Genomic DNA, 14370 nt, shown 5'->3' on the forward strand with positions numbered 1-14370 from the left:
CTGGAGTAGGTTCCGGCTTGGGGGCAGGTTTTGGTTCCGGTGTAGGCACTGGAGTGGACTCTGGCTTGGGGGTTGGCTTTGGTTCCGTTGTAGGCACTGGGGCAGGCTCCGGCTTGGGGGCAGGCTTTGGTTCCGGTGTAGGGGTTGGCTCCTGCTTTTTAAGATGGATCGTAATTACCTGGATATGAGTCTCCTGATTGCCACAAGAGTCAGTGGCAAGCCATTGGTAAGTGATTTTTGTGAGTTTGCCCTCTTTTCTTTCCTCTGTTACTGAAGGGGTTACGGTAGGAATACTACAAGGACCTACCGCGCTAAGCGTTGCTTGAGCAGGAAGCGGCTGTCCTTCTTCTATGGTTTTATCTTGGGGTAAAGGAGGTACAAAGGCAAGTGGCAAGTTTTCCTCTTTTTCGAGGATAAAGCCGCCTCCTGCTTGAGGATTTTCATCTGTAACAGCAAAGGCGATATGGTCTATCACCTCTACCTTAATCACCCCTGCACCTACTTCAAGCCCTGAACTACCATAGAGCTGCTTTCTTATCGGAATATTGGGTAGGGTAAGCTCATAGCTTCCGGTATTATCCACCGCATCCGCTAAAAGGTAAGGGTAGGTCTGTCCATGGTCTTCGGAGAGCAAGATCCGCACCTTGGTATCCTTGAATAGCTCCCTATCCACCGACCAAGTAAGGCTGAGTTTGCTCCCCCCTTTATAAGTCTTATTCGCTGTAGCGGTAGTGATTTTAAAAGGGGTACCCTCCTTGAGTAGCAACTGGGTTTCAGCCAAGTCATATTGGGTGATATAGTCAGAAGTGCCATCACTTGGGGTGTCACTCACGGCCAACCAAAAGGTAAAGTTTCCTGTTTGCTGCTGCCCTAACCAACTATTGGCAACCTCTTTGCCTGTTTGCTGGCTATATTGTCGTTTGAAAGCTACCAAAGGGGAAGTCGTCGGCTGAGGAATGGTATATTGAGCTACCGAAGCCTCCTCACCCAAGCGCACATCATGTTGTTCTGCCCTATAATGGAGCTGCCTGCTATCGGGGTCGGTAGCAGGTATGGCAAAAGCAAAATAAGTATCCTTAGGCAGGGTATATTGGGGCTTTATTTTTGTCTTATCAATACGAGGAGGTGCTGTACCTAAGGCTATATCCTTAGCCCGATGGCCTCCCTGCTCGGCGAGATACTTGCGAATCAGGGCTATACTGGAGAGTGAGAAGAAGTCCCGAGGGCTACCCGAACTCATGACTGATTGTCCCTTGTCGTACTCTGTTTTCTCACTGGCATAGTCAAAATTCGTACCGCTAAAGGTATGTCGCCCTCCGAAAAGGTGGCCTATCTCATGAGCAATCACCTCCTTGGTGGGTACCGCTACAGCGGCTCCTTTATGTTCATTGTGATATACACCCCCAATATGAGAAAGTCCTCGCAATACCAGGCTTTTCCTCTTATTTGTAAAATAGGTCACACAGATGCCCACATCGTAGGCATCGCTGCCTATCAGCTCATTGATCACTTGTGTAGAGAGGCCTATGATATAGCTGGCATTATGTGCACGAGTAAAGGTCTCCTTCGCCGGATCGGTGATGATAAGTCGCTCATCGCTAACCAACTCAAAGCGCACTCCTAAGTCCCGCTCGTACATCTGGTTGAGGAAGTGCTCTGTTTGTTGCCAAAACTGCTTTACCTTTTGGGTGCCTTTATCAAAAACCCAACTACTATAGGTATTATAAGGCACATGAATTGCCAAGCGATAGACTTTTAGCGTTTGTGTATTGGCAATCGTCGGCTGTGCCCTTAGCTGGGCAATCCCCAATAATAAAATACAGATAAAAAATCTCATTTCTTAATTGTTAGTTCTCAACTACTTAGGCTTATTCACACTTATCATTCCAAATCCTAACATAGGAATATCCTTTAAAATAAAAAAATCGGTAACGGGAACTCCTTCTATGTAGTAATAGGTTTTAGCAGAGGTAAAAAGAAAACTCAAAGTAATAAGAAAAGTAATCGTACAACCTACAAAGGCTAATTTACGTACTATTGGTGAGTATATCCCTACTATCAGTGCCAGTGCTATGGCTATCTCTATTACGCCTATGAGATTGGAAACTCCTTGCAAGCTCAGTATTTTATAAAGCCATGAGAGCAGAAAGCTATGTTCTACCAAGGGTTTAATTCCCTCTGCCTCAGTGTGTGTAAACTTGAATGCTCCTATCCAGAGTAGAATAGTTGCTACTCCAAAAAGGCTGATGTAATACCCTATTTTGTAACATAGGGCGGTACTACTATTTTTCATTTTTATAATTTATTTCAATTGCAAAGTTACGATTTTTTAAGTAAAAAACAAATAGTAAATAATAAAATTTCTCATCCATTCAAAACTCAAGACTTAAAACTCAAAACCTTTCTGCCATTTTGTCAGCCTTATGCGTACGGCATTATCTTTGCTAAGGGATAGGCAAAAAACGAATACCATGAAAGGACAAATAAATGTTTCTGTGGAAAATATCTTTCCACTCATCAAAAAATTCTTATACAGTGACCACGAGATTTTCCTTCGTGAACTAATCTCCAATGCTACCGATGCTACCCTTAAGCTCAAGCACCTCTGCCAAATAGGCGAAGCGAAAATCCCTTATGGTAATCCCATCATTGAGGTAAAGGTAGATAAGGAAGATAAGAAGCTCCATATCATCGACCAAGGAATCGGGATGACCGAGGAGGAAGTAGAGAAATATATCAACCAAATCGCCTTCTCTGGAGCCGAAGAGTTCCTTAACAAATACAAGGACTCAGCCAAAGATGCAGGTATCATTGGACATTTCGGTTTGGGCTTCTACTCCGCTTTTATGGTGGCCGACAAGGTAGAAATCTTGACCCGCTCCTATAAGGAAGGTGCCCAAGCGGTACGTTGGGAGTGTGATGGTTCGCCTGCCTATAGTATAGAACCTATCCAGAAAGAAGCACATGGTACCGAAATTATCCTCCACATAGCCGAAGATTCTGCTGAGTTCTTGCAAGAGAGCAAGATACGCCAGCTTTTGGTGAAATATAATAGGTTTATGCCCATTCCTATCAAAATGGGTATGCGCAAGGAAGCCCTTCCCCGACCTGAAAATGCCCCTGAGGACTACAAAACAGAATACAAGGAAGTGGACAACATCATCAATAACCCTACTCCGGCCTGGACCAAACAGCCTTCAGAGCTTAGCGAGGAGGATTATAAGGCGTTCTACCACGAACTCTATCCCACACAGTATGAGGATCCTATGTTCAGCATTCACCTGAATGTAGATTATCCGTTCCACCTCACTGGTATCCTCTACTTCCCTAAGCTAACCAATGACTTGCAGTTGCAAAAGGATAGAATCCAGCTCTATCAAAATCAAGTTTTCGTAACCGACAATGTGGAAGGGATTGTCCCCGAGTTCTTGACCCTCTTGCGTGGGGTAATCGACTCCCCTGATATTCCGCTAAATGTCTCCCGCTCCTACCTACAAGCCGATGGGAATGTAAAGAAAATCTCCAGCTATGTAACCCGCAAGGTGGCCGATAAGCTCCAATCCCTTTTCAAGGAAAATCGCGAGGATTTTGAGAAAAAGTGGAACGATATCAAAATCGTCATAGAATATGGTATGCTCTCCGAAGAAAAATTCTTCGAAAAAGCCCAAAAATTCGCCCTATACCCTACTGTAAGTGGCAAATACTACACCTTTGAGGAACTTATAGAGAAGATCAAGCCGCTACAAACTAATAAAGACGAGCAAACTGTCATCCTCTATGCTCAAAACAAAGATGCCCAACACAGCTATATCGCTGAGGCAGAGGCCAAAGGCTATGAAGTCGTACTTTTGGATTCCCCCTTGGTATCACACCTAATTCAAAAATTAGAGACTACCCAAGAGAAAATTAGCTTTGCCCGCGTGGATGCTGATTCTATAGAGAACCTCATCAAGAAGGACGAACCCCTGCTCTCCAAGCTCTCCGAAGAGGAAACAGAAAAACTCAAAGACTTGGTAACCAACGCGATAGAGAACACCGCCTATACCGTACAGCCTGAAGCCTTGGATAGCCAAGCAGCCCCTTTCCGTATCACCCAGCCCGAGTTCATGCGCCGTATGAAGGAGATGCAAGCTGTAGGCGGAGGTATGGGCTTCGGAGGCTTCCCTGAGATGTACAACCTGGTGGTGAATACCAACAGCCCCTTAGCCAGCCAGATCCTTTCCACTGCTGACGAAGCTGCTCGCAAGGCACTTATCAGTCAGTCTTTTGACTTAGCACGTCTCTCCCAAGGACTCTTAAAAGGTGAAGCCCTTACCACATTTGTCAAACGAAGCTTTGAGATAATGACCAATAACCAATAGCTAGTGACTAATGACAAATGACTAGTGACTAATGATTAACAATTGGTGTCTTTATTATAATAAAGAAATAAACAGAGGTTATCCTTTTCGATAACCTCTGTTATTTTATGGGGGCAGGGGCTGTTTTATTTTAGATAAAGAAATCCCTTCTTTGTTTCTTGTCTGCCTCCATGAACATAGGAGAGTACATAGAAATAGGTACCCGATGGAAGGCGTTGGCCACGAGCCACTACCCCTCTTACATTGGCATAGCCTGTAAAGTAGTCTCCTTGAGCTTGGTAATGGTCATTTTCGTATACAGGAATACCCATTTCATTAAAAATAAGTACTTCTATAGGAGTATTAGGATCTGTATTTTCTACTTTGAAATAGTTTTCCGAACCATCTTCTGAAGAAACTGCATTATATACCACTATAGGACGTATTTCCTCGACACTATTAGGTAACGAGGGGATAGGGTCTGGCTTTGGTACTGGAGCTGGATCGGGCTTGGGAGTCGGCTTTGGCGCTGGGATCGGATCGGGCTTAGGCACTGGGGTCGGATCGGGCTTAGGTGTGGGAGCCGGATCAGGCTTGGGAGTCGGCTTTGGCGCTGGGATCGGATCAGGTTTAGGTACTGGAGCCGGATCGGGTTTAGGCACTGGGGTCGGATCAAGCTTAGGTGTGGGAGTCGGCTTTGGCACTGGGATCGGATCAGGCTTGGGTGCTGGTTTGGGCACTAAGGTAATCGTTTGGGTATGCATTACCTTGTTGCCACACGCATCGGAGGCTATCCATTGGTATAAGACCTTATCCGGAGTTCCTTTTATTTTTGTCTTTTGAAAGGCTACTGTTGCTTTTCCACAATCATCAATTGCGGTAAGAGTTACAGGCTTAGGTAGTGGTGTTCCTTCCTCTATACGCTGATCTTGAGGGAGTTGTCCCACAAAAGTTGGTGCTGTATTATCAGATACTACGATGCGTTGGGTATAGTGAATAGCCGTACCACAGTGATCGGTAGCGGTATAGGTACGCAAGAGGGTATAAGCCTCTGGACAAGAGCCCTGTTGCTTGACATCCTTATAAGTAAGTGAAATCGGTGGACATCCCCCCTCGGTATGTAATGTCATTACTTGGGGAAGTGCTGCGGTACAAGATAGTTCTACATCCTTGGGAAGGTCAGCTGTCAAAAACATAAGGGGTGCTCTGGGGGTAATGGTAATAACCTGTGTATAGGTGGTACTATTAGCACAATTGTCCGTAGCCACCCATTGGTAAATCACCTTAGCAAGCCTTCCTTCCTTAAGTTGTTGTTGCTGATTGGTCACTACCTTTACCTCTTGACAATTGTCGGTGGCTGTAAGGGTCGCCTGAGCAGGTATCGGTGTTCCCTCCTCTATGGTTAAGTCTTTAGGCAAAGGCCCTACAAAATTAGGAGATTGCTCGTCCTTGACCATGATTGTCTGTTCAAAAGTAAGTTGGGCTTGACACTCATCTGTAAAGGTATAAGTTCGCTTAAGTGCATAACAGAACTTAGCTATGGATAGAGACTGCTGTTGCACAGTTTTGGTAATGGCTCCACAACCACCTTGTAGGGCTATGGTAGTGGGCGAAGGAATAGCCTCTGTACAAGTGACTATGAGCTGCTGCGGTGGCAGGGAACTAGTTACAAAAGCTAAAGGAGCTTGCGCCTTATTGTTCTTCTCAAGGATAAACCCACCATCCTTATAAGGTGACTTTGTAGAAAGGGCATAAGCCAAGCCATCAATTACTTCTACCTTGATAACCCCCTGCCCTTTGGGATTTCCAAAGTACCCATGAGTGGTACCAATGGCTACATTAGGGAGTGTAATCTCACAACTACCATTATTGGGAGCTTCCTCTACGAGGACATACTTATAGGTCTTGCCTGAATCATCAGAGAGGAGAATACGCACTTTGCTCTTTTCTTGGAAAATATTGGTATCCACCTGCCAGTGAAGTGTAAGACGATCGCCCGCATGATACACCTTATTGGGCTTGTACTTAGCGCCATTATCAAAACCTTGGATCTCAAAGGGTTTGCCTTTTACGATTTTTACTTTAGTTTCCACCACATCATACTGAGGAACATGGTGAGGATCCTTCTTGTTATGGTCGGCTACACCCAACCAAAAAGTAAAAGTACCAGGGTGATAGGAGACCGTCCCTTTGGCCACCGCAAAGGTATTGCGTTCTACCTCGAACCATTCCTCTTGGAAACGGATATGACTGCTTGCTGTTCCCTTGTAAGTGAGGAACTGCGCATTAGACCGAGAAGAATGGAAGCGCCTATCGGCAGGATGAGCCATATAGGTAAGTGCATCCCCTTCAGGGTCAGTAGCGGTGAGATAGAACTGGAAATAAGTATTCTGAGGTATTACATATTCCTGCTTAAGGCGTGCACGCTCCAAGGATGGAGGTCTATTTTGGGTTTTCACACCATATACTAAATTTGTCCCGGTTCCCTCTACTCGTTTTCCTCTCTCTTGGGTATAGGCTCTATCGGCATAATAGGCCATAGAATTACCCAAGAAAGCGCGAATAATTTGGACACTCACCAAGGAGAAGAAATCACGGGGATACTCATGACCATAACTCATAATGGACTGCCCCCTATCGGTTTCCGTTTTCTCGGAATAGACCCCTCCATTGGAGAAAGTATGGTCAGCCCCAAACATGTGACCTATCTCATGCGCTATGGTAGAAGGCCCCACAGGGCGAGCGGCGGCACTGGCCTTTTGGTGTTGTTGGTAGGCGGAATATACAGCAGCTAAGCCATTGTAACGCTCCCTAAAATCGGTTAGAACAACCGCCAGGTCATAGTTCTTAGGATTGTAATACTTGTTAAAGATCTCTGTTGCATTATTAACCACCTCATTACCACTTACTTTTTTAGGGAAGAGTGCGTTTTCTTGGGAGGTAATAATAAGTCGATCATCATCGATTAACTCAAAGTGTACCCCTATATCATTGCCATAGAGCTCATTGAGAAAGGTTTCGGTAGCATACCAAAAAGCCTTTATCTTAGCCTTATTACCGTTGAAAGGTTTTTTCATGATATAGTAGCTATAATCCACTGGTAGCGCCAATCGGTAGAGTCGCCACACCCCATCGGTATGGATTAGGCTCTTGGGGTAGAGCAAGTTATATGGGGTAGGAGGGGTGATGGGAGGGTCGTTTTTATCCTCATCACTCTCGGGAAAAGCATTCCGGAACCCCACGCCACGGCTGGCTTTAGAAGTATTTTTCTTTTGAATAGCTGCTGCCCCACAACGTGTCTTCTGCTCTTGGGTGAGTTGCAGAACTCCTGCATCAGAAACAGTCAGCACATAGGACTTGCCTCCATAGAGGATTTCTCCGAAGAGCGTTTGCTCACTTAGGGTAAGTGTCCCTACAAAGGTCTCTCCATAGTAGCCCACAAAGGAACGATACCCCTTGCTGTTGAAAGTCCCTTGGCGTTCTTGCCAATGAATAGGGAGCGGCTCTTTGGTATGAGGAAGGGTAAGAGACCATACAACCGAGGAAGACTGTGCAAAGTGTTGGTTTATCGCTTGCAGATTATCCTGCGCTTGAAGCACTTGCAACCCAATGAGTAGAAACAAAAAACGAAAAATAGCTTTCATTTTAGAAGATTTTTCAAAGTGCTAATTTACGATTTTTTTTCTAAACAAAAAAGTATTTTTTGATATTTTATTTAACAATTAATACCTTTCTTAAAATTATAACAAATAGAGATTATCAAAAAGATAACCTCTATTATGTTCTTATACTTTTTTAGTAATAAGTAATCTCTCTTCTTTGAACCTTACCATCAACTTCTCTTAGAGTCCAATTCCTTTTTACATCATAATTCTTATAAATTTCCTTACTTATTGAGCTATTTTGTGTACGAATCTTACTCACCAAATTACCATTTTGATAAGTATAAACTTCTTCATATATAGTCCAACCATCATCCTTTCTTTCTACTTTTAAAAGATATCCTTTATTATTATAGGTGTTTATATACACTGTTTTTCTCTCCTGTATACCACGATCTTCCTCTATCAGATTATTTTTATCATCATATTTATAAGTTGTCCCATAGCTTTTTATTAGCAATCCCTTTTCATTATACTTTTTACTTCTTTGTGATTCTTGTCGTCCATTAAGATACCAAGTTTCCGTTACTTCTTTATTAGGTATATCATAGGTATATCTACCTACTTCTCCATTTTCACCTCCATGCATAACTGTAGTTAGGTATCCATTTCTATCATAGGTGTAAGTTGTTTCTCTACCATTCATTCGATATGTAATAATATTTCCTTCTTCATCAAAATTAATAACCTTAGAATAGCTTTGTCCATCATAGTATTGCCCCTGTTCTTTAAGAGTTTTTACTTTACCTCTTAATTCCATATCCTGTCTTTCTGTTTTTAACCACGTAATTCTATTTTGGGAGGTATCTGACCAACTATTATCTACTGGTTCGTTATTATCTGATTCATTATTGGAATTGTTATTATCAATATTATTATCTTCACTGTTATTTTTATCTCTTTTCTTTATTATATAGAATGTAATTGAGGCATATGAATTTCTCTCATGTAATACTAATATTGCATCAGTAGGGTTTTCTGTAGTAATTGAATAGTTATCTACTTTTTCTACTTCACAAACATAATGTCCAAAAGGAATATTTGTAAATTCTGCTTCATATTTTCCTAAATTTCCTTTAAAAGCATGTTTTTCTATATTTCCCAATTTCACCTTTAGATACTCTTTTTCTATCTTTTCTCCTATTGGAATAATTTGTACATTGACCCTTGCTGTTGTCGCTTTAGGTTCTTCTCTTTCTCTTATAGAATGCTTTGGTTCTACTTTTTGACACCCGCCTGCTATCATAGCAGTTGCTACAAGTAATAAAAAAATCTTTTTCATAAGTATAGTATTTATAAAATGTTCAGTTTCTAAATTCTAAAAATGAATAGTAATTCCTAATCCATTAGAAAATATCACAGGATTTATTGTTATTTTTTTATTCATCTGATTCTTATTATATGTTTCTATTGCTTCTATCTTCAATTTATTAGACTTCCTCCTTAAAAAATAAGAAGGTATAATAATTGCAAAACCTGCATAATCCATGATATTTTTATCCATCTTCATTTTTGATTCTTGTCCAAAATTCATAATATTTTGTATCAAGGATAATGTTGCCAATGTTACACCGATTGAACCTCCAATAATGGCTCCTGTTTTATAACTTTGCGATTTCTTATATATTTTCCTAGCCTGTTCATCTTGATATAATATTTCTCCTATTTTTTTCCTTTTTATAGGTTCTCCATTAAAGAAATAGCGTTTATCAAGCACTGTAATATAATTTTTTATTTCCTTCTTTTCTATCATCTCTTCTTGATTGAAGATATCTTTTGAACCATTTTCATAACGGATCAACAAAATATCAGATTTTGATATTGCATAGGTAGGCCCCTCTATATTTTCTGCTTTTTTATATTTCACCTCATGAAAAGTTATTTCTAATACTTTTGCTTTGATATCTTCACCTCTTTTAGTTGTGATCATGTCCTGTGAATAGCAAACTACCATTGTCAAGAAGACAGCTATTGTAGATAATTGTTTCATTATAATATAATTTGAAATTTCTTCTAAACAATAAAAAAGCGCAAACATTCCTATCTGCTTGATTTCTGAAGCCCGACCAAAGGCTATACTACAAAGCAAAAGGAATGCCTACGCTATGGTAGGCATTTCCACTTCACTTTCCTGTAGTATTCAAAAATTGGTCGTTTTCAGAAATCAGGAAATGATAAAGCGAAACGCTGTATGTCTTTTATATTATGTTCTCTTAATTCACTCTTTGAGAGGGTACAAATTTACAAAAAATTTTATTGTTACAATTTTTTTTGAATATTTTTTTATTCTACCTTACTAATTTACATGAGCTACAAGCTCTTCTGATGTAGACACTAGCTAAAGTCACTGAATACCTGCAAGCGAGTATGTGACTCGTCGTTAGTTGCTATCTACGGTTTGTAGACCAATGGAATGGTAAAGGTGCTTTCATTCCCCACTTTGTCGGCAACGGTAAGGGTAAAGGTATAGTCTTCCTCGGGAGTGAAGTAGCGATCGGCGAGGGTAAAGAAGAGCATCTTCTGCTTGTGTTCGTACTCCATCAGTACCCACTTGCCGTTGAGGGTGGCAGAGAAACTACCTATACCACTGAAGTCATCGGTAATGTTGAACTTGAGTTTGTCGAGCTTGGCTACATTATTCTTCGTCTTGGAGATATTCAGGGGCTTTATCTCTGGGGCTTTGGTGTCAGTGGTTAGGACAAAGCGGCCTAAGGTCTTGATCTTAGCCGAAAGGATATTATCCTTGCGGTAGGTATATTGGTAATATTTCTTAGGTGTTTTCCCCTTTACGGAAGCGATACATACATATGGGAGTTGTGCCTGGGTATATCGGGAGGCATCAAAGACGATATTGTACTGCTTCTGAAGGGGTTGGGTCGGTGCCATAACCAAGAGGGTGTCTCCTTTTTGCTTTACATCCACAAAAGTATCATGAAAGAAGGTATCTTCAGGGATATAGACGGTCATATTGTCCGTTTTGTACATATTATCTCGCTTGGCAACCAAGGGAGTACCCTTATTTACAGGGCGAAGGCCAGTGATAGGTTCCTTTTTCCCATCTATTGTCAGGTTAAGAGTGGTTACATTCTGGTTGAAGTCCTCTATTTTAACCTCTACAAGGTAAGTCATCCCATCCTCCACTTGGATGATGCCATCACTCTCGGGAGGTGTGGTATAGATAGAGAGCTTGTTATGAGGTTCGCGGTAAAGGTGCTGTACACGTGCTCCTGTCTTGATATAGAGCGGGAAGTCGATCAAGGTATTAAGGTAAGGATCCTCCCCTTTGACCAGCTCATCAAAGGTATAAGAAAGCTTTTCGGAGCCATTGACCCAAAGGGAAATACGATACACCCCATAGGTATTGCGAGTACCATTCATCTTATCCAAGGTATATACCCCCAGGCCTATACGCCCTTGGGCATTGATTTTGGAAGTGAGGTAACCCTCCCCTTTTTTATCCTTTCCTAAGAGTACATCGCGTTCCTCTTGCACCCCTTCGATCGCCGATTCCTCTCCAATGGGATAGGCTACGAGCTTGTACACTTGGGGGGCAATATCATCCTGAGAGGGATAGCCGAAGAGCAAAGGATTGAAGGCATTGGTGGTTTGGGTATCGCGAATTTCAAAATGCAGATGCGGGCCTCCGCTGCCACCTGTATTCCCACTAAGGGCTACCCAATCCCCTTTTTTGACAGGAAAATCAGTGGGCTTGAACTCTATATCCACATCGAATTTCTCCAAAAGGTATTGGCGTTGCTTGACAAATTTTTCTATCTCGGGAGCAAACTTCTGCAAGTGCGCGTAGACGGTGGTATAGCCATTGGGGTGGTCTATATACATGACCTTTCCATAGCCGTAGGTACTCACCTTGATACAAGAGACAAAACCCTCCGCAGCGGCATATACCTTAAGCCCCTCCTTACCATCGGTTTTGATATCCAAGCCACCATGGAAGTGGTTAGGGCGCAATTCGCAGAAATTCCCTGCATAGGAGAGGGGAATATCCAGGGGCGAACCGAAATAATCCTTAGGAAACTCCCTTTGTGAGGCTACCTGCTGCTGGGCATACAAAAGAGAAAAAGAGAAAGAAAAAAATGCAATAAGAAACCTTAGCATAATTGTTAGTTGTTAGTCGTTAGTTGTTTAAGAGAATCTATATGTTTTTCAAGGGTTTTACTATTATAGAAGTCTATACACTTCATGATAATAAGATAGGTTTTTGCTGTATCTCCTTCTAAGGGTTTAGCTTCATATGGTTTTTGATGCCACTTCTCTACAAGCATGCTCAGCGCTGGAATTTCCTTTGTAAGGCTACTATCCAAAGCACTACTATAAGCGGCTATGCTATTATCAAAAGCCAAATGATATTGGTCAGGCGCTTGCTGGCTGATTTGTTCCGCTTCATACTCCATACAATTACAAAAGGCTATATTTTTAAGCAGCGACCCTTTGTCCTCTATTGTTTTATGTTTTTTCTGTAAGAGAGGTCTCTTGTAATAAGGAGCAGGCGCTGTTTTTGTATCAGGAGTTATATACTGCTGATTGTCTGCATATCGCTCTTTTAGCTCTTTTCTTACCGAATCCAAATACTTCTTTAGCCCCTCACTATTGTAGAAATCCAAGCACTTCATATAAGTAGGATATGCTTTTTGTGGTGTATTCTTTTGATAAATATTGTAATAAGGCTTGTCTAACCATTGGCTTACGAGCCTATCAAGGGTAGGATTTGCTACGATCCACTCCAAATCTAAATTACTACACTGTACATACCCCCCTAAAGTGCCATCTGGTATCCAAGTATAGGTATGAGGGTTTTGCTTTTTTATACGTTCGTGTTCTTGCCCTAAGCACTTACAGAAAGCCACATTTTTAAGCATCAGGATATCATCCTCTAAGGTCTTATAGGGCTTCATGGTAAGTATCTCCTGCTGATCTATAGCTTCAGGCGGGGTAAAACTCTCTTGAGGAGGTGTTTTTTGAATCCTCTGCTCATTACTTTTTCTATCAGAACAACTTAATAAGCCAATAAAGAGCAATATAAACAAACTATTTTTCATACATTGTAACTCATAGTTCAGAATTTTCTGCAAAGGTACTAATTATTTTTCAGAACCGAGCGTATTACTATCAAAAAAATCTATAGATTTATGAGTTATAATTCCTTTTTTTGTAGTAATTTTGCTCTCAAAAAAAAGACTTATGAAAATCAGTTGGGGTACCGGCATATTGCTGGCTATACTGGCCTTTTCGGGCTTTATCATGTACTTTTTTGTCATCACCTTGGTGGATAAGAAATACGACCACGAGCTGGTTACGGAGAACTATTATGCTCAGGAGCTAGACTTTCAAAAGAATATAGATGCTGAAAAGGCAACCCTTGAAGCTCATATGCAGGTGGATCTCTCCTACAGAGAGGGTGCCAAGGAGGGTATCCGCTTGGATTTTCCTACCGTGGTAACTGGTAAGGAGGTCATTGGGGTGATTTTCTGCTATCGCCCCTCGGATAGCAAGTTAGATTTTACGCTCCCTATCACTACCCTTGATGGTTGTTCGCTGGTCATTCCGGACAACTTACTAAAGGCTGGGCGCTGGAATATCCGTGTGGAATATGCCTTTGAAGGGAAGAACTACCTAAGCCTATCAGACAAAGTCAATTATTAGATGTATCTGCTTGCTTTCACCTTAGGGTTATTGGGCAGCCTGCACTGCGTGGGTATGTGTGGGCCCATTGCCCTTCTTGTCCCTATGCAAAGACAACGCAAGGGGTACCGCTACTTGCAGTTAGCCATTTATTTCACAGGTAAGACTCTGGCTTATAGCCTAATAGGATTGCTTTTCGGAGTGGTCGGAGAAGGGCTTTTTATAGCCGAATACCAGCAGGAGTTCTCCATCTTGGCTGGTATTATCATGATAGGAATGGGGATTTTTTCGCTCTTTCATATCTCCATAGAAGGCGTAGGGAACCCATTGCTCAAAGGGTTTGCCCTCTTGAAGCAGGCCTTAGGTAAGCAACTCACCAAAAAGACCCTTATCAGTTCCCTCCTTATTGGTTTTCTCAATGGCTTATTGCCCTGCGGCTTGGTCTATACAGCTCTTTTTGGGGCTTTGGCTATGGGCAGCCTATGGGGTAGTATGGGCTATATGACTGCTTTTGGGCTGGGTACCATTCCGCTGCTACTGCTTTTGGTACTTTTGGGAGATTTCTTACCCATAGCCCTACGTCGTCGGCTTAACCAATGGTTGCCGATGGTCGTAATTATAGTTGGTATCCTTTTTATATTGCGTGGCTTAGGATTAGGAATCCCTTACCTCTCCCCTTCGGATATGCATCTGCTACTACATCCTAAAGCAGATTGTTAGGCAAAGAG

The 14370-nt window shown here is 42.0% G+C and carries 10 protein-coding genes; 3 read left to right on the top strand and 7 right to left on the bottom strand.

Features of this window, described 5'->3' with window-relative positions; genetic code table 11:
• Together HMPREF1551_RS01580 and HMPREF1551_RS01585 are read right to left on the bottom strand one after the other, a co-directional pair.
• A partial coding sequence (locus tag HMPREF1551_RS01580) for a reprolysin-like metallopeptidase (protein ID WP_021627249.1) occupies positions 1 to 1837 on the bottom strand: 1837 nt, incomplete at its 3' end.
• 21 nt (positions 1838 to 1858) lie between these two features.
• Positions 1859 to 2293, bottom strand: a complete 435-nt coding sequence (locus HMPREF1551_RS01585) for a DUF417 family protein (RefSeq protein WP_021627250.1) — start codon at positions 2291 to 2293, stop codon at positions 1859 to 1861.
• Between the two features lie 178 nt (positions 2294 to 2471).
• Between HMPREF1551_RS01585 and htpG the strand changes: the two genes are divergently transcribed.
• Positions 2472 to 4361, top strand: coding sequence for a molecular chaperone HtpG (gene htpG / locus HMPREF1551_RS01590; protein WP_034544092.1), 1890 nt, complete (start codon positions 2472 to 2474; stop codon positions 4359 to 4361).
• A gap of 125 nt (positions 4362 to 4486) precedes the next feature.
• On the opposite strand, the gene HMPREF1551_RS01595 is transcribed toward htpG, so the two are convergent.
• From HMPREF1551_RS01595 to HMPREF1551_RS01615, 5 genes are all read right to left on the bottom strand, one after another.
• Entirely contained in the window at positions 4487 to 7984 is a 3498-nt protein-coding gene (locus HMPREF1551_RS01595; protein ID WP_021627253.1) for a reprolysin-like metallopeptidase, read from the bottom strand.
• 151 nt (positions 7985 to 8135) lie between these two features.
• A complete protein-coding gene (locus HMPREF1551_RS01600) occupies positions 8136 to 9284 on the bottom strand; it encodes a hypothetical protein (protein ID WP_021627254.1) in 1149 nt (382 codons plus the stop codon).
• A gap of 36 nt (positions 9285 to 9320) precedes the next feature.
• Positions 9321 to 9992, bottom strand: coding sequence for a hypothetical protein (locus tag HMPREF1551_RS01605; RefSeq protein WP_155851598.1), 672 nt, complete (start codon positions 9990 to 9992; stop codon positions 9321 to 9323).
• Between the two features lie 401 nt (positions 9993 to 10393).
• Positions 10394 to 12118, bottom strand: coding sequence for a M23 family metallopeptidase (locus HMPREF1551_RS01610; RefSeq protein WP_021627256.1), 1725 nt, complete (start codon positions 12116 to 12118; stop codon positions 10394 to 10396).
• A gap of 5 nt (positions 12119 to 12123) precedes the next feature.
• Positions 12124 to 13059 (bottom strand): hypothetical protein, encoded by a 936-nt coding sequence (locus HMPREF1551_RS01615; RefSeq protein ID WP_021627257.1) that lies wholly within the window; start codon positions 13057 to 13059, stop codon positions 12124 to 12126.
• Between the two features lie 142 nt (positions 13060 to 13201).
• Between HMPREF1551_RS01615 and HMPREF1551_RS01620 the strand changes: the two genes are divergently transcribed.
• The gene (locus HMPREF1551_RS01620; protein WP_034544094.1) at positions 13202 to 13663 is read left to right on the top strand and encodes a FixH family protein; all 462 of its coding nucleotides are present in this window, start codon (positions 13202 to 13204) and stop codon (positions 13661 to 13663) included.
• The gene (locus HMPREF1551_RS01625; RefSeq protein ID WP_021627260.1) at positions 13664 to 14362 is read left to right on the top strand and encodes a sulfite exporter TauE/SafE family protein; all 699 of its coding nucleotides are present in this window, start codon (positions 13664 to 13666) and stop codon (positions 14360 to 14362) included. It abuts the gene before it with no gap.
• The last annotated feature ends 8 nt before the right edge of the window (positions 14363 to 14370 follow it).

The sequence above is a fragment of the Capnocytophaga sp. oral taxon 863 str. F0517 genome (assembly GCF_000466425.1).
Taxonomy (GTDB): Bacteria; Bacteroidota; Bacteroidia; order Flavobacteriales; family Flavobacteriaceae; genus Capnocytophaga.

What these genes read in the sequence shown, in the direction of transcription:
- HMPREF1551_RS01585 (WP_021627250.1), bottom strand. Translation starts at nt 2,293, where the DNA reads ATGAAAAATAGTAGTACCGCCCTATGTTACAAAATAGGGTATTACATC.
- htpG (WP_034544092.1), top strand. Translation starts at nt 2,472, where the DNA reads ATGAAAGGACAAATAAATGTTTCTGTGGAAAATATCTTTCCACTCATC.
- HMPREF1551_RS01595 (WP_021627253.1), bottom strand. Translation starts at nt 7,984, where the DNA reads ATGAAAGCTATTTTTCGTTTTTTGTTTCTACTCATTGGGTTGCAAGTG.
- HMPREF1551_RS01600 (WP_021627254.1), bottom strand. Translation starts at nt 9,284, where the DNA reads ATGAAAAAGATTTTTTTATTACTTGTAGCAACTGCTATGATAGCAGGC.
- HMPREF1551_RS01605 (WP_155851598.1), bottom strand. Translation starts at nt 9,992, where the DNA reads ATGAAACAATTATCTACAATAGCTGTCTTCTTGACAATGGTAGTTTGC.
- HMPREF1551_RS01610 (WP_021627256.1), bottom strand. Translation starts at nt 12,118, where the DNA reads ATGCTAAGGTTTCTTATTGCATTTTTTTCTTTCTCTTTTTCTCTTTTG.
- HMPREF1551_RS01615 (WP_021627257.1), bottom strand. Translation starts at nt 13,059, where the DNA reads ATGAAAAATAGTTTGTTTATATTGCTCTTTATTGGCTTATTAAGTTGT.
- HMPREF1551_RS01620 (WP_034544094.1), top strand. Translation starts at nt 13,202, where the DNA reads ATGAAAATCAGTTGGGGTACCGGCATATTGCTGGCTATACTGGCCTTT.
- HMPREF1551_RS01625 (WP_021627260.1), top strand. Translation starts at nt 13,664, where the DNA reads ATGTATCTGCTTGCTTTCACCTTAGGGTTATTGGGCAGCCTGCACTGC.